16 protein-coding genes are annotated in these 20,639 nt (G+C 40.9%); 10 read left to right on the top strand and 6 right to left on the bottom strand.

From position 1 onward, the window contains the following. Window positions 1–24: 24 nt before the first annotated feature. Window positions 25–1,128 (bottom strand): TIGR03032 family protein, encoded by a 1,104-nt coding sequence (locus tag HWQ37_RS07160; protein ID WP_292745312.1) that lies wholly within the window; start codon window positions 1,126–1,128, stop codon window positions 25–27. A 925-nt stretch (window positions 1,129–2,053) separates the two neighbouring features. Here HWQ37_RS07160 and cysC point away from each other — a divergent pair. Continuing rightward, complete coding sequence (cysC, locus tag HWQ37_RS07155; protein WP_292745310.1) at window positions 2,054–2,602, top strand: adenylyl-sulfate kinase; 549 nt, start codon at window positions 2,054–2,056, stop codon at window positions 2,600–2,602. A gap of 97 nt (window positions 2,603–2,699) precedes the next feature. On the opposite strand, the gene HWQ37_RS07150 is transcribed toward cysC, so the two are convergent. Further along, window positions 2,700–3,023 carry a DMT family transporter gene (locus HWQ37_RS07150; protein WP_292745308.1) on the bottom strand — a complete coding sequence of 108 codons (324 nt, stop codon included), beginning with the start codon at window positions 3,021–3,023 and terminating at the stop codon, window positions 2,700–2,702. A gap of 150 nt (window positions 3,024–3,173) precedes the next feature. Between HWQ37_RS07150 and HWQ37_RS07145 the strand changes: the two genes are divergently transcribed. The 4 genes from HWQ37_RS07145 (at window position 3,174) to HWQ37_RS07130 (ending at window position 7,902) form a co-directional block, all read left to right on the top strand. Then, window positions 3,174–4,352: a GNAT family N-acetyltransferase gene (locus HWQ37_RS07145; RefSeq protein WP_292745306.1), complete on the top strand. Its 1,179-nt coding sequence runs from the start codon at window positions 3,174–3,176 to the stop codon at window positions 4,350–4,352. A 129-nt stretch (window positions 4,353–4,481) separates the two neighbouring features. After that, complete coding sequence (locus HWQ37_RS07140; protein ID WP_292745304.1) at window positions 4,482–4,688, top strand: hypothetical protein; 207 nt, start codon at window positions 4,482–4,484, stop codon at window positions 4,686–4,688. Window positions 4,689–4,755: 67 nt separating this feature from the next. Further along, entirely contained in the window at window positions 4,756–6,420 is a 1,665-nt protein-coding gene (locus HWQ37_RS07135; protein WP_292745302.1) for an FAD-dependent oxidoreductase, read from the top strand. 84 nt (window positions 6,421–6,504) lie between these two features. Next, a complete protein-coding gene (locus HWQ37_RS07130; RefSeq protein WP_292745300.1) occupies window positions 6,505–7,902 on the top strand; it encodes an ATP-binding protein in 1,398 nt (465 codons plus the stop codon). 509 nt (window positions 7,903–8,411) lie between these two features. Here the strand turns inward: HWQ37_RS07130 and HWQ37_RS07125 are convergent. Further along, window positions 8,412–9,512, bottom strand: a complete 1,101-nt coding sequence (locus HWQ37_RS07125) for a response regulator (protein ID WP_292745298.1) — start codon at window positions 9,510–9,512, stop codon at window positions 8,412–8,414. Window positions 9,513–9,540: 28 nt separating this feature from the next. Between HWQ37_RS07125 and HWQ37_RS07120 the strand changes: the two genes are divergently transcribed. From HWQ37_RS07120 to HWQ37_RS07110, 3 genes are all read left to right on the top strand, one after another. Next, window positions 9,541–10,176, top strand: coding sequence for a hypothetical protein (locus HWQ37_RS07120; RefSeq protein ID WP_292745296.1), 636 nt, complete (start codon window positions 9,541–9,543; stop codon window positions 10,174–10,176). Then, window positions 10,173–10,337: a hypothetical protein gene (locus HWQ37_RS07115; protein ID WP_292745294.1), complete on the top strand. Its 165-nt coding sequence runs from the start codon at window positions 10,173–10,175 to the stop codon at window positions 10,335–10,337. The genes HWQ37_RS07120 and HWQ37_RS07115 overlap by 4 nt, the downstream gene beginning before the upstream one ends. A 1,068-nt stretch (window positions 10,338–11,405) precedes the next feature. Then, window positions 11,406–13,991, top strand: coding sequence for a GAF domain-containing protein (locus HWQ37_RS07110; protein ID WP_292745292.1), 2,586 nt, complete (start codon window positions 11,406–11,408; stop codon window positions 13,989–13,991). A gap of 639 nt (window positions 13,992–14,630) precedes the next feature. Here the strand turns inward: HWQ37_RS07110 and tnpA are convergent. Continuing rightward, entirely contained in the window at window positions 14,631–15,041 is a 411-nt protein-coding gene (gene tnpA / locus HWQ37_RS07105; RefSeq protein ID WP_292745326.1) for an IS200/IS605 family transposase, read from the bottom strand. A 75-nt stretch (window positions 15,042–15,116) separates the two neighbouring features. Here tnpA and HWQ37_RS07100 point away from each other — a divergent pair, with 75 nt between their 5' ends. Then, entirely contained in the window at window positions 15,117–16,382 is a 1,266-nt protein-coding gene (locus HWQ37_RS07100) for an RNA-guided endonuclease InsQ/TnpB family protein (RefSeq protein ID WP_292745290.1), read from the top strand. Window positions 16,383–16,562: 180 nt separating this feature from the next. Continuing rightward, the gene (locus HWQ37_RS07095) at window positions 16,563–18,005 is read left to right on the top strand and encodes an MFS transporter (protein WP_292745288.1); all 1,443 of its coding nucleotides are present in this window, start codon (window positions 16,563–16,565) and stop codon (window positions 18,003–18,005) included. Between the two features lie 238 nt (window positions 18,006–18,243). Here HWQ37_RS07095 and HWQ37_RS07090 read toward each other — a convergent pair whose 3' ends face one another. Together HWQ37_RS07090 and HWQ37_RS07085 are read right to left on the bottom strand one after the other, a co-directional pair. Continuing rightward, on the bottom strand, window positions 18,244–19,062 hold the full coding sequence (locus HWQ37_RS07090; RefSeq protein ID WP_292745286.1) for a beta-1,6-N-acetylglucosaminyltransferase: 819 nt from the start codon (window positions 19,060–19,062) through the stop codon (window positions 18,244–18,246). A 246-nt stretch (window positions 19,063–19,308) separates the two neighbouring features. Next, the gene (locus HWQ37_RS07085; protein ID WP_292745284.1) at window positions 19,309–20,355 is read right to left on the bottom strand and encodes a D-alanine--D-alanine ligase family protein; all 1,047 of its coding nucleotides are present in this window, start codon (window positions 20,353–20,355) and stop codon (window positions 19,309–19,311) included. Window positions 20,356–20,639: the final 284 nt, after the last annotated feature.

Genomic DNA, 20,639 nt, shown 5'->3' with positions numbered 1-20,639 from the left:
TTACCGTCTGATTAAACAGATTCCTTAGTCATTAGGAATCACTGCACTTGGTCGCAGCCAGTAGTTAAACTCTGGTGCTGTAAATGCTTGGCGGATTTCTTTTCGTTCCTGATTTAAAACCATCGGACGTTGTATACCAGGGAGAAACTGCACATCATAAAGTTCTTGACAGCCTGTCGTGAACTTCAGCATCCCTACCTGCTGCCCATTTCGCAAATCCACGACTGCTACGCCACAGAGCAACTTTTCAAACCGTTGGGTTATGGGCAACCCTCCGAAAATATGCCGTTCCCGAATCTGGCAAAGTCCCACTAGGGCGTAATATCCCACGCAGCACAACCCCCGCAGAAATCCTGGCAACACGCAGACTACTTGTTTGTCTCCTGATTCTGGATGAATGCGCCATATTTCTCCAGCACCAGAGTTGAGCAGCCACAAAAATCCGTCATGCCAGGTTGGGGAATGAGGCATTGATAATCCATCTAAAATAATTTCATTGCTCTCTACTTCTATAACGACCCCACCGTTGGCTTTACTCGCTCGCCATCCGCCGACGGTATCTGTCGCACCGAGGGCAGTTACATACTTGGGTTTGCCATCGACCATCGCTAACCCATTGAGGTGGCAGCGATCTTCTGGAACTACTTCAGAAATAAATTTGGGATGCCAGCGCGGTACAAAGCTAAAGTCTGGACTCAAGGCAGAAAGACAGGAAAAGCGGGTGTTGACAATCCATAGCCCTTCTCTGCCAAATTCCAAGTCGTGAATATTCAGGTCGCCTGTGAAGTATGCCATCCGTGGCAGGTAGAGGGCATCGTAGCGTCCGGGCTGGTCTTCTAAGAACTCATAAGCTAATGCAGGGGCATTGGCTAATAAACAGACTTCGTGATGGCTAGCCAGTGCCAGACGCGAACCATGAACTGCCAATCCCATTGGTTTGGAAAATTGGCGTAACAGCATGGTAATTTGTTGCCCATTCCAGCCCACAACTGCCAGTTTTCCAGCTTGGTAGGTGGTGATGGCAACTGAGCCTCCGGCTTGACTTAGCCAGGAAATAAATCCGGCATCGGCATCACATTGAATTAAGTTATTCTCTTCTGGGGCAGTAGTGGGAAAGGTTGATAACATAAATCAGTTGAATTAAATTTCAAATTTTGTTGGGGAACTTTAGACTTAGTTAAGTACAAAAATAGTCAGTGCCTTTAGCCTTTAAAATTGAGCGATAAATCGCTCACTACGAACCTCGAAAATTACTGATACAAACCACTAGTACAGCACAGCGTAAATACATCTGCCACCTCAATTAACCAGACCAGTTGCTCTGAACTGGTTAAAGGGGGCAAGTTTATGCCAAAGTGTACTAGTGTTGTGTACCATTAAATATGATGAGTTTGTAGTAAGCACTTCAGTGCTTAAAAATCCAGGACTAAAGTCCTTACTACGAACTTATTCATCCCTCGTAACTCTCGTAACTAATGAAATAGACCACTAGTCCTGCGATCATTGTCAATAAACAAACCTGTGCCAGAAACAGCACCTAAAGGAATTGCCCCTAGATAATAGGTCGCGATGCTATAAAGCTGCACTGGATCTAAACTTTGCAGATATTTTAAACTTAGTTTTTTTATAATGTCCTAGTGGTAAGTCTTATTTGGTAACTTACTGTTATAATAAAGACTTTTTCCTTTAAAAATAAACTGTATATATACTGAATATAAAACTTAGTTAAAACTTAAATAATTTCAAACCTGGGTCAGCAATTTTTGTTACTATAGCCGCGAAGTCCATTATTTGGCTTGATAAAATGCGTAGATGTAGCCCGTCGTAGATATCACCAGACCCTGTATCAAATATTGGTACTAAATACGTATAATTATATGATTCCTTCACTCCAAATCAGTAAAGGAAAAAGTAGCAAGCTTGACACGGGCTGCATTGTAATAGCTAAAATTACTGCTAAAAAAGGGTTATAAAAATAAAATTACTATTTGACCCATAATTACCTAAAAAAGCTTTTTTTCGTGTGCCATTTAAAATGTACGGCGAAAGTAGGATGAGACAACAAGAGTGTGGTGTGACAGTATGGTTTACTGGTCTGAGTGGTGCAGGTAAAACTACTATCTGTCAATTCGTGGAAAAGGAACTGCGGATACAGGGATACAGAGTTGAAGTTCTGGATGGCGATGCGGTGCGTCAAAACCTATGCAAAGGATTGGGTTTCAGTAAAGAGGATCGAGAGGAGAATATTCGGCGCATTGGTTTTGTAGCTCAACTTCTTACCAGAAATAATGTAATTGTATTGGTTTCGGCTATTTCACCGTACCGCGAAATTCGGGAAGAAGTGCGCCAAAGTATTAAATTTTTCATTGAGGTTTACGTCAATGCATCATTAGAAGTTTGTGAACAGCGAGATATAAAAGGGTTATATAAAAAAGCAAGAGCTGGAGAAATTAAGCATTTCACTGGTATTGACGATCCTTATGAAATACCACTCTGTCCTGAAGTCGAATGCAAAACTAATCAAGAAAGGATTGCTCAAAGTGCAACTAAGGTCTTAGAAAAGCTAGAAGAGTTAGGTTATATAGTTGGCTGGAATCAGTGATTTATAAGTTAATAAAGTTTATTTAACTCATAATTTTTACTAGTACAGGTCGGCAGAAAACTGATTGTATTAATACTTTCCCTGCCCCCTGCTCCCTTCATTGACTTGCATTTACGCCAATCACCCCGATGATGATTAAGGCGATCGATACTAGTTTGATTAATGTGGCAGATTCCCGAAACCAAATAATACCAATAAGAGCAATTAGAACAGTTCCCAATCCAGCCCAGACAGAATAAGCGACACTCACTTCAAGTCTTTTCAGAGCAAAGGTCAAAAAAGTAAAACAAAGTCCATAGAAAACAAATATTAATACCGAAGGAACTGTTTTAGTAAATCCCTGCGATAATTTCATGCAAGTCGTGCCTGAAACCTCAAAGAGGATTGCTAATACAAGGTAAATCCAATCACTTATTGACATACGGTATTAAGTGTTCCGAAGTTAAAACCAAAGGTGCAGTAGTATAGTTTAGCCTGATTTTGGAGGCTTTATAGCTATGAAATTAGTGAAGCATTGGGGCAACGCTTGCTGTAGGATGATTGTGGTTTTGTCCTACTAATGGTATGAGAGATGACGGCTCAATTTGAATACAGCACTCTTGCCCATCCACAGGATATTAAGCAGCTTGGGACTATCTTTGAGCAGTGTTTTATCAGCGCTCTTGTTGGCGAAAAAGCTTATATCAACCTAATTGGCATAGAAAATTTCCGCATTATTCGTGAGTCAGAACAATTAGTTGGTGGATTGGCAACTCTAAATATGGGTCAGTGGTGGGGTGGTGTGCGTGTACCAATGACAGGAATCGCCGCAGTGGGTATTGCTCCAGAATATCGCGGTTCGGGAGCTGCGATCGCTCTGATGCAGCAGACGCTCAAGGAACTTTATGTTAAAGGTATACCACTCTCTGCTCTTTATCCAGCTGTGCAAACTCTCTATCGAAAAGTCGGGTATGAGCAAGGGGGTAGCTGGTGTAATTGGGAAGTTCCGACTAAAAGTATCCAAGTGCGAGAGCAACCCCTACCTTTGCAACCCATAGTGGGTATTAATCATCAAGTATTTCATCAACTATATCAGCAGCAAGCGAGACGAACGCCTGGATATTTAGACCGACATCCAGCAATCTGGGAGCGCTTAATTCAACCAGATGAAAAGGAAACATTTTATGCATATTTTATTGGTACAAAAGAGCAACCCGAAGGTTACATCCTCTTCAGTCAACATTCAACAGATGATGGTGCAATCTTGCGAATCAAAGATTGGGTAATTCTCACGGCTGCGGCTGCACAAACATTTTGGTCTTTTCTTGCCAGTCATCGCTCCCAAATTGAACACGTGCGATGGAGGAGTTCTCTAAACGATTCCTTGACATTGCTGTTACCAGAGCAAAGTGCCAAACTCAAGCATACGATGCGTTGGATGCTGCGGATAGTAGATGTAGTCAAGGCGATGGAGATGCGGGGTTATCCATCGGGAATTGAAACTGAACTGCACTTAGATATTCAAGATAATTTGTTAGATGGAAACAATGGTAAATTTATTCTTTCTGTTGCCAATGGACGCGGTGAAGTTACAAAAGGTGGAAAGGGTGAGTTGCAGTTAGATGTCCGAGAATTAGCACCACTATATACAAGTTTGTTTGCTCCCTACCATTTGCAAATAACCGGAAAACTGCATGGGACAGAAACCGCTATTTCAGCAGCTACACAAATATTTGCAGGTAGTTCTCCTTGGATGGCTGATTTTTTTTAACGCCTAGATGCTCTGCTTGCCGAATTAAAAAAAACCTGGAAGTCGTGAATTACCGAAAGGTGATTCGTGCAATACTGGATTTTGAACCTTCTTCCAGAGTCAAAGTAAAGTACAGGGAGATGAAAAAGTATGGCTGAACACTCATTTCATGACCAACTGAGTTTAGAAGAACAAGCTGAAAAACTCGGAAAGCAAGCGGTAAGCTTGGGTTTGATTCCCAGCTTTGTGGTGCATTACTTTCCTGATACCTGGGTATTTTATATACCTAATGAAAAGCAATCGGAAGCGCTGACACCAGAAGAGGCATACTTTCGTTTAAAGCAACTAGTTAAATAGTAGATATTTTGACGACAGATTTTTGAAGATAACGGCTAGACACTGCAATTGTTAAGTAACAGTAGTTATGGCGAAACCAGCAATTTTAACCGTCGATGACGATCCAGAAGTTTTGCAAGCGGTGTCACGAGACTTGCGTCATCAGTATGGCGATCGCTTCCGCATTGTTCGGGCAGATTCCGGTATTATGGCTCTGGATGTGGTACAGCAACTAAAATTGCGGAATGAACCAGTTGCTCTATTTTTAGTGGATCAACGTATGCCCCAAATGGGAGGCGTGGAGTTCCTAGAACAAGCAAAAAACATCTTTCCCAATGCCAAACGTGCCTTGTTGACCGCCTATGCAGATACGGATGCTGCCATTAAATCGATTAATAATGCCAGACTTGATTATTACTTACTCAAGCCCTGGAATCCACCAGAAGAAAAGCTATATCCGGTTTTAGATGATTTGCTAGATGATTGGCTAGCTGGATTCCGCCCAACATTTGCAGGTATTCGAGTCATTGGTAATCGCTGGTCGCCTTTTTCACATCAGGTAAAAGATTTCCTCGCACGGAACCAGATTCCATATAAGTGGTTAGATATTGAACTGGAGCCGGATGCAGCAAAATTAGTTGAATACGCCCAAGCTGATGGTAGACAACAATTGCCCTTGGTGCTATTTCCCGATGGTTCCCGGTTAATTCAACCATCTAATTTAGAAATTGCCGCCAGAATTGGACTGCAAACTCACGCAGAGCGCCCCTTTTATGACTTAGCGATCGTAGGTGCTGGCCCTGCTGGACTGGCCGCCGCCGTCTATGGCGCTTCTGAGGGATTGAGTACTGTCTTAATTGAGCGTGAAGCCCCAGGAGGACAAGCAGGTACGAGTTCGCGGATTGAGAACTATCTAGGGTTTCCTGTTGGCTTAAGTGGCAATGATTTGGCCAGGCGAGGAGTCACTCAGGCGCGGCGATTTGGGGTAGAAATTCTCACTCCTCAAGTAGTAACTGGGGTTAAGCTGCAAGATCCTTATCGGGTTTTGCAATTGGGGGATGGTAGCGAGATTAGTTGCCATGCACTTTTAGTTGCAACCGGTGTTTCCTACCGTTGGCTAAATGTTCCAGGAGCCGAAAAGCTCACAGGAGCAGGAATTTATTACGGTGCTGCGATGACGGAAGCGATCGCCTGTAGCAACGAAGAGGTTTACTTGGTAGGCGGGGCAAACTCTGCTGGACAGGCAGCAATGCACTTTTCTAAGTATGCCAGCAAAGTAATCATGTTGGTACGGGGAGAGTCCCTATCATTGAGTATGTCCCAATATTTGATTGACCAAATTGCCGCTACTGAAAATATCAAAGTTTGCACAGGTTGCAGTGTCGTGGAAGTCAAGGGAGAGGAACATTTAGAAGTAATTGTGATTGCCCATACCAACACCGGAAAAACCGAAATCGTCCCCGCGCGATCGCTGTTCATTTTCATCGGTGCTAGCCCCAAAACTGATTGGCTCGATGGCGTTATTCAACGCGATGCTCAGGGATTTATCATCACAGGGCCGGACTTGATGCATAATGGCAAATCTCCTCGTGGTTGGCCTTTAGAACGCTCTCCTTTCTTATTAGAAACCAACATTCCCGGAATCTTCGCAGCCGGAGATGTCCGCTACGGCTCAATTAAGCGGGTGGCATCCGGTGTCGGAGAAGGTTCGATCGCTATTCAATTCGTTCACCGCTACCTAAGTAATGTTTAGTTGAAGTGGCCAATACTAAGCTGTGAAAACCCTGCCCCCTGCCCCCTGCCCCCTGCTCCCCTGCCCCCTCAAGGAGGTTTACTGATGTTGTGTGTTGAAGAATTAATCAACTTAGACCCATTTCAACAGCTTCCCAAAGAGCGATTGCAGTGGGTTTGCGATCGCTCTCAAACAGTTGAACTTTCGGCAGGAGAAGTGCTGTCCCATGAGGGAGATCCTGTATGTCGCTTATTTATCCTAGTCAAAGGTAAAATCAACATTACCCGCCGCAGTGAAGGAGTTGAAATTCCCATTGGCCAACACGAAGCCCCATCCTTTTTTGGTGAAATTGCAGTACTCACAGATGAACCGGCACCTGTGACAATGCGGGGATTGACAAATTGCAACATTTATGCAATGAAGGGAGACGACTTCCGTAAACTGCTGCATGAATGTCGTGATTTTGAGCGGATGGTCTTTCGGATTATGCAACATCGTGTCCGGGGGTTAGAGTCTTTCATTCGTGGGCGGGAAAAGATGGCAGCTTTAGGGACACTTGCCGCCGGTCTTGCTCATGAACTGAACAACCCAGCCGCAGCCCTGGTTCGGACTTTAGGAGAAATGCCAGCCGCTATCTTAGAGTTACAACGAATGAGCTTAGTTTATGGGCAACGCAATGTTGACGAAGCCCATACTCAACACTGGTTGAAAGTACGCGATCGCGGCTATGATCTGATTTTGAATAATCGCCTAGATCCGGTGACACTAAGCGATCGCGAAGAGATATTGCTGGAATGGTTAGAAGACTATGGTGTAAACCAAGCATGGAAATTGGCAGAACCTTTAGCGGAAGGTGGTGTTGAGGTTGAAACCCTAGAGCAACTCATGGAACGTTGGCGCAACGACAAGACGGAATTGCGAGAAATGGGATTGCACTGGCTAGCGCTTTCCTTTGAAGTCATATCGATGATTAAACATGGTTTGCGAGGATCTGAGAGGATTTCCGAACTTGTGCAAGCGATGAAGTCTTATTCTTACCTCGATCAAGGCACTCAGCAAGAAGTAAATATACATCAAGGCTTGGAAGATACCTTGCGATTGTTTGCTCATAAACTCAAGTCCGGTGTCCAAGTACAACGCAACTACGATCAAAGTCTTCCGAAAATCCTTGCCTATGGCAGTGAACTGAATCAAGTGTGGACAAACTTAATTGACAACGCCATTGATGCAATGGATGGTAAGGGACTGTTGGAAATTACAACATACCATTGCGATCGCTTTGCCCATATTGACATCATAGATTCTGGCAGTGGAATTCCACCAGAAATTAAAACCCGAATTTTTGAGCCTTTCTTTACCACCAAATCAGTGGGGCATGGTTCAGGACTAGGTTTAGAAACCGTTCGCCGGATTGTAGAAAATCGCCATCACGGTACGCTTTCATTTGAATCGCAGTCAGGCAGAACTTGTTTTACCATTTGCCTACCCTTATCAAATCAATGAAATGGGAACCAATGGTTCCCAAAATATAGCAGCAAATGAATATTTTCGTCAGACTTCTAGTTTATTATTGGTTACTACACTAGAATTCGTTTTGTAGTTATAGGACTAGTATTTGATTTTTGAAATGCACGTAGTGGACTGTCTACGCATTTTAGTCCCTTAGACGTAGGTTGGGTTGCGCAAAGCCTCCACCCAACATATATCAGGATGTTGGGTTGCGCAAAGCCTCCAACGCCACTTGCTACAACTCGGGGAACCCGCGCAACGCAGTGGCTCCCCAACCTACAATTTTTTTGCAACATTTTAGCCAAGAGAATCCATTACAAGACTACCGAGATTTTTTCAGAAATCAAATCTGATTCTTATATAAGATAATGACTAATTAAAATTAATTTTAACTCACTCAAACAATCTTCTATAACTAGAATGATCGCAAACCACATAATACTCAACCGTAAATCTCTAAAATAACCGATTGCTTAAATGGAGTTATATTTTATATTAAAAAATTAAACAATATGTTGAAAAATAACTTTTAGTAAATCTCCTTGTTTAAAAGGCTTAGTCAAATAGCCTGATGCTCTGACCATCTTCGCTTTAGCTCTATCTAGAAATCCTACTTTTTCTGACACCATAATCACAGGTGTATTTTTAAAACACGAGTGTTTACGCAGCAAAGAGCAGAGTTCATATCCATCTAGATTAGGCATTGATATATCTAACAAAACTATGTCAGGTTTAATGTTGATAATCTGCATTAAAGCTTTTAAAGAGTCAGTAACTCCAATCACACAAAAGGTTTGCTCGTCTAAATAACTTTTAATAGCATTTAGCACTGTAGGATTCTCATCAATGCAAAATATTTTGTAGATTTTTTTATCCGCAGGTGGTTGGATGATTTGCTGACCCCTGTGTTCATTAGTGTTAATAGAGTAGGCTGCTGGTTTATAGCCGTTTATTTTAGGCAACTTTGGCGTAGTCTTGGCTTTCGGTTGTAGCTCATTTATTTGGAAAAATTGTGAGGGATGCGATTGATAACCTGGCGATGTTTGACGATAAGCCGCTTCTCTTTCAGAGACTCTAACGCTTCGGGGCATTTGACATTGTTCAACTAATAAACGGAGATTTAGATGACAAAACTTTGGCATATCATCCAGAAAGCTCTCAGGAATAAATTCATAACTCCCCTCTTCTAAGTTTAGAAATGACTCTAGAACTTCTAGCGCCAATTGCTCTATTAGCATTGCTGCTTGAGAGGGACTGATATATTTCTGATTGACTAACCAGCAAATAGCCAGATAGTCTGGGTTTGGTATTGACTGATTTTCAATACCAGTTTCAAATATCGCCCGTAATTGATCTTTGATTCCGTAAGGGAGAGTAGAAATTTCCTGACTCAATTGTTGCAAATTTCTGTAAAGCGGCTCAAACATTTTCTCTGAGTAACAGGCATAAATTAATTTACCCTCATCTACATATATTGACCAAGAGCCTGATGTACTAAACACCTGCAAACAACCAGTAACCGACTTACCAGTGATTTTTTTCAACAAAGGTAGGGGCTGGAGCTTTTGAAAAAATCTGTATCTACTAATCGGAAGTGTCTTCATTGCGATCGCTCTGGAATAAAATTAATATTTGCAGGCAAAATTAGTGAATTTCCTTTTCAGAATTCACTGTGACTTTGTTGGAAGCACTGTTCAGATAAATATAGCGGCAACAATTGAGTTAGTACAGAGATTCCACACCCCCCAACTCTTAATTGACCAATCTCTGTTAAGCTATAATCCACGACTCACAACTAAACCAATTCATGCTATTTTTCAACAGAAAAATGACCTGACTGGTTGCCAGGATATAGTATTTCAAAAATTAGATTGGTTTTCTGTATCTTTAGCTAATCTAGCCAATCTAACAGTAACTCAAGTGCCACACAAAGACCATTGGCTCTCGCCCATCAGTCACAAAAGTATCATTGTTATCCGTATTTTGCAGCTTAAAATTATAGATACGTTAGTTCTCTTGCAAAAGTTTATTTTGTCCCTAATGCTAAAGTCTGGAGCAACTAAAATCTACTGTAATGTAGATGTAAATGCTTCTCTATCAAGACTTTTAGGCATTAATCCCGCGTTGACGATGTATGTTTTTATAGCCGTGAGGAAAGTCGGCGGGTACTTTTTCAAGAAGTTTATTCTTGAGGGGAACTTCAAAAGAGAAAAAGTATTATTAAAAACTAAGCATTCCAAAATTCCAATATCTTACTTAAGTTTGTGATTGTAGAGCAACTCTTAGTCTTGGGATTTGGCAAAATTATCACTTGCACAACAATAATGGTAAACCTCCGGCCAAGAATGAGTTTGCTGATAATTGCCGCCATGATGGTGTGTGGTGTGATGCACAGGCGACCAAATCAGCAGAAGGGAATCTCTTCATAAGTACTAGAAACGGGTTCTAATGTTCTTGTGGAGCTAAATAGTCACCCCTACACAAATTGGAGTGGTAAATTCAAGAACTTACAGCAAAATTCTTGATTAGTAGTACATACCTGCAAAATAGCTATTTTCAGCTAGATGGTAGATAACAAGTAAGGTACTCACTAAAACTTAGGTTACTATAATTTTCAAAAAAAGTTAGCAGAAATATATAAACTTCATGATAAATCAGTAAAGTAAATATGAAAACTAATTGATATCATCTTCCAGATAATTGTCATAAATATTTATTTTTTTAGATGTCCGGGAAAGCTGAAAATGTACAGTAAAAGATAATATTGTCTGCTGATTAAATTTACACTTATAAACAATGAATCATTTCATGGTAACAGTTTACCCGAACAATCCCAAGTTTTAAAAGTCACAAATATAAATACAAAATTGTATGCATAGGCGTAGTCTATTTTAAACATCGTATTCATTAAGCTAACCGCAGTAGACGCTTTGCGGCTACTCTACGAGAACGCTAAGAGCGAACCCGCAGGGTGGCGCAGAGAACGCAGAGAGAAGAATCAGAGATTTTCACGACTCATTTAGGATTGCTATAGTATTTTTTACTTAGCACTTTCTTTTTCAGGCTGACATATCTGCAAAAGGATGCGATCGCAGTTGAGCTAGAGCTAATATTTTTTAAGTACAATTACTTATAATGCACGGTTATTTTCAGGTCGATCGACTATACTCTACGGATACAGGAATGCTTATCAGAGTGCCTTTGCAAAATATTATTAGGCAACATTAGCAATCGATCGCCTGGGTAAAACATTGTTTTTTCGTTTATCTGAGGGGTCTGACCCTCTATTTATCATCTGTATGCCCCAAGGGGAAGGGGTTTTGGTTAAGCCATGCTTGTTGGTAATCAACTTGAGCGTTTATTCACAGGATGACGCTGGCTAAACAAGGGATTAAACTATGGATAATGTCGAGCAATTGTTGCTTTTAACACCACTTACATAAATTTAATCTCATTGTTAAATCTAAAATCTCATCCTGTTATATAAAATACCAGTTATGTCAGCGTATCAAGCAAGTTGTGGGGAGACCACCGATTTGATTATTGGTGTTCACAACCAAGAAAACCTCGAATTACCAGCAAATTCTGCTCCTGTGGGTGCTCTTGCCACAAGACAAGGAACTTTTTCTACGTTTCTTGCTCCCCTAACTCAGGATACTTTTAAACAGGTAGTTCAGGATGTCGAGCAAAAATTACAGATTGTTCATCAAACCCTTTCAATGCTGGATTCTCATGGGTTTGAAACCATTCTGCAAGAAATGTTGCATTCCATTACCTTAAAAACCGGGGAATTACTGGGCGCAGACCGGACGACAATATTTTTATTGGATGAAGAAAAACAAGAACTTTGGTCAATTTTAGCTGAGAGTGAGGGGGGTCGCTCTTTAGAAATTCGCATCCCTGCTAATAAAGGTATTGCTGGTGAAGTCGCCACTTTTAAAGAAGTTATTAATATTCCCTTTGATTTTTATAACGATCCGCGATCGCATTTTGCCCAAGAACAAGAAAAGAGAACTGGCTATCGCACCTACACCATGTTAGCTTTGCCACTCTTAAATGAACATGGGCAATTAGTTGCAGTAGTACAATTACTGAATAAATTAAAATCTGGAAATAATCACAATGCTCCACTTGCAGAGCGCATTGATACCAAAGGTTTTATCTGGGCTGACGAACAATTATTTCAAGAATTTGCCCCTTCAATTCGCCTGATTTTAGAGTCCTCACGCTCTTTTTATGTAGCCACCCAAAAACAAAGAGCAGTGGCGGCGCTAATGAAGGCGATTAAGTCTCTCTCTCAAAGCAGTCTCGACTTAGAAGACACCCTAAAGCGGGTGATGGATGAAGCCAAAGAACTGATGAATGCCGATCGCAGTACACTATGGTTAATAGACCGCGATCGCCATGAATTATGGACAAAAATCACTCAGGATGATGGTTCAACGAAAGAGTTGCGAGTCCCCATAGGTAAAGGCTTTGCTGGTTTAGTAGCGGTTTCTGGCAAAAAGCTAAATATTGGCTTTGATTTGTACTACGATCCTGACTCAGAGACAGCCCAAAAACTAGACCAGCAAAATGGCTATCGCACCTGTAGCTTACTTTGTATGCCAGTATTCAATGCCGATCAACAACTGATTGGCGTTACCCAACTCGTAAATAAAAAGAAAACTGGTGATTTTCCCCCTTACAATCCAGCTGATTGGCCGAAAGCTCCCGACTGCTTCCAAGCTAGTTTTGACCGCAACGATGAAGAGTTCATGGAAGCTTTTAATATTCAAGCGGGAGTAGCGCTGCAAAATGCCCAGTTGTTTGCCACAGTCAAGCAACAAGAACAAATGCAACGGGATATTTTGCGTAGTCTTTCCAATGGAGTGATTTCCACTGATAAAACTGGCTTAATTATCGCCGCCAATGAAAGCGCTCAACGTTTGCTAGGACTTGAGCCAGAAGACCGTTTAGAAGGTAAATTAGTTACTGATGCGATCGCCCTCAAAGAAGGTGACTTTAGCAAGTGGTATCAGGATGCTTTACATGCAGCTGACTTAAAAGGCCGGCAGCAATATTACCCTGATCGCACACTCATAACCAATAGCATAAAACCGCACAGTATTAATTTATCAATTAACACAATTGCCGATGCTAGCGACCAAGAGCAAATCCGTGGGGCGCTGGTGGTGATGGAAGATATCAGTGATGAAAAGCGGCTCAAGAGTACGATGTACCGCTACATGACCCAGGAATTAGCCGAAGAATTGCTGAAATTGGATGACGCTAAACTAGGAGGCGCTCGTAAAGAGGTTTCGATTTTATTTTCTGATATTCGCGGCTACACCACTTTAACTGAAACCTTGGAAGCAGAAGAAGTGGTAAGTATGCTCAATGAATATTTTGAATCAATGGTGGAGGCAGTTTTTAAACATAAAGGCACCCTTGATAAATATATCGGCGATGCCATCATGGCTGTATTTGGTTCTCCCTTACCATTAGAAGAACATGCTTGGATGGCAGTGCAAACATCCTTAGAAATGCGCGTTCGGCTGCACGAATTTAATCTACGTCGCTATGTAGATGATAAGCCCAGAATTAAAATCGGCATTGGCATCAACTCTGATACCGTGATTAGTGGGAATATCGGCTCTAGTAAGCGGATGGAATTTACCGCCATTGGCGATGGCGTTAATCTTGGTTCTCGATTAGAAAGTGTTAGTAAGCAATATGGTTGCGATATTATTATTAGCCATAACACTTTTAAACCATGCCAAGATAATATTTGGGCTAGGGAACTAGATTACATTCGTGTCAAGGGCAGAAATGAGCCAGTAGCCATATATGAATTACTGGGTTTGCGTTCCAATCCGATTGAAAGCGAAAAATTGCAAGTGATTGAGCATTATCAGAAAGGGCGTGAGTATTACCTCAAGCGGGAGTTTTCGCGTGCCAGAGCAGAGTTTGCTAATGTTTTGGCAGCAGACAGCCAGGACAAAGCTGCTATGTTGCATCTGTTGCGTTGTCAGCATTGGTTACAATCACCCCCAACAGAATCAGACTGGGATGAAGGAGTCTGGACATTTCAGGAAAAATAACTAGTAGTCTGTCAAGGACTAATTGACAAATAAATTTTCTGTAGAGACGGCGATTTATCGCATCTCTCCAACCGTCAAAATGGGTTTGACAGTTAGACGGAACGTCGTAAAGCACCATTTACAAGGATACGCCGTCGCTAACACACCCTACTGGCGTGACAAGGCTAAAAAAAATGTTGCAAAAAAAATGTAGGTTGGGGAGCCACTGCGTTGCGCGGGTTCCCCGAGTTGTAGCAAGTGGCGTTGGAGGCTTTGCGTAACCCAACATCCTGATATATGTTGGGTTGCGCTCCGCTCCACCCAACCTACGTCTACTTGTAACTAAGAAAAAAAATCATATTAGGACTTACGAGCTTTACAAAGTTCCCATAATATGCATTAGTCAATATATAGCAATCCTAAATGAGTCGTGAAAATCTTTGATTCCTCTCTCTGCGTTCTCTGCGTCTCTGCGGTTAATTTATTTTTACAAATGATTTAGGATTGCTATATACATTTCAGGTGATGACTGAACCCTGATTTAGTCGTACATTTACTGTTTTGGGTGTTAGACACGAAAAATATCCGGGAGTTTGGTAGCCCCGTCACGAAGCGAGCGGGGTGGAAAAACAACACGAGCAGATTTATCTGCTTTCAAGATTAATGCCTTTCATGATGTGGATCATTTATATATGCCATCACATTACTTGTACTAACTTTGCCTGATGTGTCGTAAAAGTAGCTCCTAGTCCAAAGAGACGGGAGTTTTTTTAGTTCTGGGAACTCTTCTCTCAATAACTTAGAACTACGTCCTTTAAAAGCTTTAACAACATCACAGATAGGTGTTTTTTCATCATACTCTACAAGCAGGTGAACGTGGTCTGATGCTATTTCTAATGCTAGGATAATCCAATTTTTATCATGAGCAACCGAGTCTAAAATTTCAGCCAACCTGAATTTGATATCACCCTTTAATACAGGTTTTCTACGTTTAGGTATCCAAACTAAATGAATAGTAGCTAACCCAACAGAATGCTCATTATGTCTATACACTATAGAATCTTTTCTCATTTTATTGGTTGATACATTGACTCTTGTCAACCAATAATGTAACATATAAATATAAGCAATCAAAAGGTAGATAAATTGTTTGGCTGTCAACAGGTACTAATCAAAACAGATTTTGACACCGAGGCAATAATAGAATATCTTTGTAGAGAGTCTAACAATCTTTACAATTGTTCTGTTTATTATGGGCGACAAATTTGGTTCAAAGCTCACAAAATAGTTACGGGGTTTGACCTAACTTCAGAGATGAAGACAAATAAACATTTTAATGCTGGTTATGCCTCCGCAATGCAACAAACTTGCTTAAATGTTGGAGAAGCTTTTAAATCTTTTAAACAGCTATTGGCAAAAGCTAAAAAAGGAGATTTAAGCCAAAAACCAAAAGTTACTAACTATAGAAAACCTGGAGGTTTATTTACTGTTACTTATCCGAAAAGATGGCTTAAACTAAAAGACAATTTTATTAGATTCCCACTAGGTAATCAGGTAAAAACTTGGTTTGGTATAACTGATTTTTATTTACCTCTCCCGTCTAATTTAGATTGGGCAGAGATAAAAGAGGTTAGAATTTTACCGAGAAACACATGCTTTTATGCTGAGTTTGTCTATCAACAAAAAAATGAAGTTGTTAACCTAGATCAATCTAGAGTATTAGGAATTGACCACGGAATAGACAACTGGTTGACTTGCGTATCGAATGCTGGAACATCTTTTATTGTTGATGGATTGCATCTCAAAAGTATTAATCAGTGGTACAACAAGTCAGCTGCCAGCATAAAAGAAGGAAAACCCCAAGGCTTTTGGTCAAATCGACTCGCAGCAATTACAGAAAAGCGCAATCGTACAATGCGAGATGCTGTTAATAAAGCTGCGAGAATTGTAATCAACCATTGCATTGAAAATCAAATTGGTTCAATAGTTTTTGGATGGAATACAGGACAGAAAGACGGTGTAAATATGGGTAAAAAGAACAATCAAAAATTTGTTCAAATCCCCACAGCTAAATTAAAAAAACGTATCGAACAATTGTGTGAACAATACGGAATAAAGTTTATTGAGACTGAGGAAAGTTATACGTCAAAAACGTCGTTCCCAGATAATGATGTTCTACCTAAATATGGTGAAAAACCCGACGGGTGGAAAAGTAGCGGTACTAGAATCAGTAGAGGTTTATTCATAACAGCAGAAGGAATCAAAATAAACGCGGACTGCAACGGCAGCGGGAATATTTTGCGAAAAGTAGCTGCGATATTTAAGTTTGACTTAAGTGGAGTAGGTAGAGGTTGTTTAAGTCAGCCTAAGAAAGTTCGACTATGGACTCTTCAGAAATCCCCGCGTCTTTAGACCGGGGAAGCTTAAACCTCAAAAGCCCAAAATTAGTATAGTACATACAGCAGATTTTAAGTTGGTGAGGTACAAATCTAAGTCTCAAAGCTAGATATAAAGCCTGTTTTATTCTCGAATTCAGAATTCTGCTGTATGTATGATGCGTAAATTCTAATTATTTTCTTAAATACTATATTTATGGATTCTTCTCAAATTGAAACAGATGCGCCTCTTTCAATAGAAATTGCTCAAATTGCCTCACCATCAACACTCTCTCCTACCTCAACACTCAGTCCTCGTATTTCTAAAGATGGTATTCGTACCAGTTTGACGGCTTCTACTGTCGATGGTGTTTTCGCAGCAATTTTCTCTATTGGCACTGGCGGAATTTTGCTAGGTAATTTCTTGGTAGGGTTGAATGCCAGTCCGGTGGTATTTGGCATGGTGAGTTCTATCCCTATGTTGGTGAATCTCTTTCAGCCGATGGGTGCTTACTTGTCTGAACGCAGCACTAGCCGCTTTCAGTATTCCCTTCGCACTCATGGGATTGGTCGGCTACTGTGGCTGATTTTAGTAATTGGCATTATTAGCTTTAGTTGGGGAGGGCTTAATTCCAACCAATTGGTGATATTGTCGCTTTTGATTCTCGTATGCAGCCATTTTTTAGGAGGACTAGGAGCCGCATCGTGGTTGAGTTGGATAGCAATGTTAGTCCCACGGCAATTACGAGGTAGATATTTTGGGCTACGCAATAGCCTTGCCAACTTAACCGAGTTGGTCGCTTTGCCAATAGCCGGTCTAGCTGTATCACATTGGTACGGCGGCGCTATTCAAGGTTATGGGGTGATTTTGCTCTTAGGCATTATCTTTGGAATTATAAGCTTGGGGTGTCAGTATTTCCAAGTAGATATAAATCCCCAATTACAAAATACTTATTATGCTAACTCATCTCAAACAAGTGAGATTCAGTCAGACTCGGCATCAAATGAATCTGGTGAGGTATCTCAAGCAATCTCTCTGCCGCAAATGCCAACTTCTCAAAACCAGATAGATAGCAGCATTTGGAAAAACTCTAATTTTTTGGTGTTTCTACTTTATTTCGGCTCATGGACGTTTGCTGTTAACTTGAGTGCGCCGTTTTTTAACCTCTACTTGCTAGATACCTTAAACCTGGATGTGAGTTGGGTAACTTTCTATAACAGTCTGCGCGCAGGGGCACACATGCTAATGCTCATTGTGTGGGGTAGATTAGCAGATAAAATAGGCAATCGTCCGATTCTAATTTCTACTGGAATTCTAATTGCAGTTATACCCTGGCTGTGGCTGAAGATGGGTTCTAGTCCTCTCGACCTCTGGGTGTGGTTGCCTCTGTTACACATTTTCATTGGGGCTAATTGGGGAGGAGTTGACTTGTGTAACAACAATCTCCAGATAGAGATTGCACCAGTTAAAAATCAGTCTATCTATTTTGCTACAGCAGCAGCTGTGGCTGGTGCAAGTGGTGCTTTAGGAGCAACTATCGGTGGCTTCATCGCTCAATTTTCTGGGTCTTTTGGCATAGTAGAAGTATTCATTGTATCTGGTGTATTACGATTAGCTTCACTTGTGCCACTTATTGTTAAAAAAGATTTGGGTAGTTAGGGTAAAATTTATTGGTTATCAAAACAGAATTCAGGAGTCAGGAGCCAGAATTCAGAATTGAATTCTGTCTGAATCCCCCACTGATAGCGTTCGCGTAGCGTCTCGTAGAGAAGCGTTAGCGAGTACTCGTTCGCTTTTAGCGTCTCGTAGAGAGCGTCGCGTCTTGATTCTGACTCCTGAATTCTGAATTCTGAATTCTTCTTCAATGCTTACTACAAATCCTGGAAAGGTGTAACTGCTAAGATATAATCTTATCAAGTTCATTAAGAATATTGCTATCTATATCAATGTCAAATTTTCGAGCGAAGTGAGCAGATGAGGCGAGCAAATTTGGCAAGTCTTCCATTAGCAATGTCTTGGGATGACAACCTCCATCTGACCAATCAATATAGCGTCGTCGGTCGTTTTGCAGCTTCAGATGAGATGCATTAGCAAGTACAGTTTGAAAATAGGACTCATCTGTGTACTTAAGCTTACTATAATACAAAGTTAACGCATTTTTCTTGCTGTGAAAATCGATAATGTACTTAGCAGCTTTGCTATTGGCACAAAACCATTGACTTCCACTAAAACAAGCAAGTTTTTTGGAAAAAGGAAGGAAAGGTTTTGTTAATAACGGATGTTCCAAGGATATTTCTAGATTCAGATGCGCCAAAGATTTTTTTGAGTAATGGAAAGAAAACGATTTTGTACAGTATCGTTGATAGGAATTTTTTTGCCATAAAATGCTTGGTCTGTCATCATATTTATAAGTCTCATAAGTGATTTTTTCATGCTGAATATAAGCATCATAAGAATTTGAGGTCAGATCGTCCAATATTTGTTTTGCAGTTTTAATGGGATAGTCTGCCCCACTGAGTAATACAAACCAATCTGGTGTGTGTGGAACCTCATACATTAATCGAAGTGCCTGTACTGTAGCTTCTACTAAAGCAAAATTTGCCCACTCTGTTTGTAAATGAGGGCGTACTAATAAAACATTTTTTGACAGAGCATCTACAGATAAATCACATTTTGAAAAATCATGATGGCAGACAATTAGAGGATAGTTAAACATACTATTTAACTTATTTATGAGTCTGTAAATTTGTGGAGGTTTTGTATGAGTTAGTAAAATAAAACCTATCGAATTACTAGGATAATTAGACATTTACTGAAGTTGCATATTTTGGAAAATGTTTTAAAATATATATGTTTCTGTGAATAAATATTTTTTATTAGTTCAATAAGAGTTTAGCCAGATTGAAATAGTGATAGTCAAGCGATCGCTATCCTATCACTACAAGCAGAAAATCTATCACGATCAATTCTGCAATACCTTTTTATTACTACCCAATGTTTCATTTATAGCCGTCAGTAATAACTCATTTAAAGGGATTCCTGCTGCTTTTGCCATAGAGGAAATCACACTTTTAGGGGCAAAAGAACAATACAACCCGGCTTCTAAAAACCAAGGTTCTCCCTTTGGGTCGATGCGGAAGTCAAATAAACTGTAGTGACGACAACCTAAAGCCTGATGGCACTTCTTAGCCACTTGCTGAACCTTTGCGGTAATCGGATCTTTAGGATCTACCATCCAAGCCTTGATATTATCTTTAGCGGCACAATCTAAGTTACCATCGTCCGTTTTTTTGAGTTTATCAGCATAGTTGCGGATGGGTTTATCGTGGGCATCTACTTGATACTCTTCAAGGGGTAAACCCACTAGTTCCCCGTCTTTGACAATGATGCCGCATCTGACTTCTCTACCGAGTTCGATGAATTCTTCTACGATGACTTCTGAAGCATATTCAAATGCTTGCTTCAGAGCAGCGTCATAGTCAGTAAAATCTTTAACTAAGGCCACCCCTAAAGAGTTGTCGGAACTTGCAGGTTTAACGATCGCTGGAGGTGTAATTGTCGGAACGTCTCCTTGGCGAAGCAGTTCTCCACGAGGCACTTTTACCCCTGCGGCTTCGACAATTGCTTTGGCTCTGGCTTTATGCGCCGCGATCGCCATAATATCTGGTGTATTGCCTACATAAGGGATCTTCAACAAGTCAAATAGAGCGCGGTAGTGAGTCATTCCCGGAATACAAAACATTTGTGGTAACACGAGGTCAATGTTTTGTCTTGTTATAAATTCTATGGCATCGGATAGAGAAATCGGTTTGGTATCAGCAATATCTTCAGAACTGAGAGAGGAAGGAAATCGCCATTGGCCATCGGGTGTGATGTATGCAATCTGAAAATCATAGTGCGATTGCTCTGCCGTTGCTGCTAGACAATCTTGAGCGTAAAGGCGTGACAAATCACAATAAAAATCATTGTGTGCAGACCCAACTAAATGAAGGATACGAAGTACTGGCATGATTCATTTTCCTATGTATTGTGAGAATTTATATATCAGTTCTCAGTTGAGTGAGATACAAAAACCTCTCCATGCAAGTAAGGCTACGGTGTATACACATCTTGGTAATGAAGCCCAAACCCTGGATTTACCCCCCTTAATCCCCCCTTGCAAAGGGGGGAAATAATCCAATCCGGTTCTCCCCCTTGGCAAGGGGGAGTTAGAGGGGGTGAGAAGGCCTAGTGTACACACCCCGCAAGCGACGAGGGGGCTATGATGTACTGAATTCTTATTTAATTTACGAA

Source organism: Nostoc sp. NMS4 (genome assembly GCF_017115095.1).
In the GTDB taxonomy this organism is placed as follows: Bacteria; Cyanobacteriota; Cyanobacteriia; order Cyanobacteriales; family Nostocaceae; genus Nostoc.
This window is presented reverse-complemented; position numbering and strand designations above follow the sequence as displayed.

What these genes read in the sequence shown, in the direction of transcription:
- HWQ37_RS07160 (WP_292745312.1), bottom strand. Translation starts at nt 1,128, where the DNA reads ATGTTATCAACCTTTCCCACTACTGCCCCAGAAGAGAATAACTTAATT.
- cysC (WP_292745310.1), top strand. Translation starts at nt 2,054, where the DNA reads ATGAGACAACAAGAGTGTGGTGTGACAGTATGGTTTACTGGTCTGAGT.
- HWQ37_RS07150 (WP_292745308.1), bottom strand. Translation starts at nt 3,023, where the DNA reads ATGTCAATAAGTGATTGGATTTACCTTGTATTAGCAATCCTCTTTGAG.
- HWQ37_RS07145 (WP_292745306.1), top strand. Translation starts at nt 3,174, where the DNA reads ATGACGGCTCAATTTGAATACAGCACTCTTGCCCATCCACAGGATATT.
- HWQ37_RS07140 (WP_292745304.1), top strand. Translation starts at nt 4,482, where the DNA reads ATGGCTGAACACTCATTTCATGACCAACTGAGTTTAGAAGAACAAGCT.
- HWQ37_RS07135 (WP_292745302.1), top strand. Translation starts at nt 4,756, where the DNA reads ATGGCGAAACCAGCAATTTTAACCGTCGATGACGATCCAGAAGTTTTG.
- HWQ37_RS07130 (WP_292745300.1), top strand. Translation starts at nt 6,505, where the DNA reads ATGTTGTGTGTTGAAGAATTAATCAACTTAGACCCATTTCAACAGCTT.
- HWQ37_RS07125 (WP_292745298.1), bottom strand. Translation starts at nt 9,512, where the DNA reads ATGAAGACACTTCCGATTAGTAGATACAGATTTTTTCAAAAGCTCCAG.
- HWQ37_RS07110 (WP_292745292.1), top strand. Translation starts at nt 11,406, where the DNA reads ATGTCAGCGTATCAAGCAAGTTGTGGGGAGACCACCGATTTGATTATT.
- tnpA (WP_292745326.1), bottom strand. Translation starts at nt 15,041, where the DNA reads ATGAGAAAAGATTCTATAGTGTATAGACATAATGAGCATTCTGTTGGG.
- HWQ37_RS07095 (WP_292745288.1), top strand. Translation starts at nt 16,563, where the DNA reads ATGGATTCTTCTCAAATTGAAACAGATGCGCCTCTTTCAATAGAAATT.
- HWQ37_RS07090 (WP_292745286.1), bottom strand. Translation starts at nt 19,062, where the DNA reads ATGTTTAACTATCCTCTAATTGTCTGCCATCATGATTTTTCAAAATGT.
- HWQ37_RS07085 (WP_292745284.1), bottom strand. Translation starts at nt 20,355, where the DNA reads ATGCCAGTACTTCGTATCCTTCATTTAGTTGGGTCTGCACACAATGAT.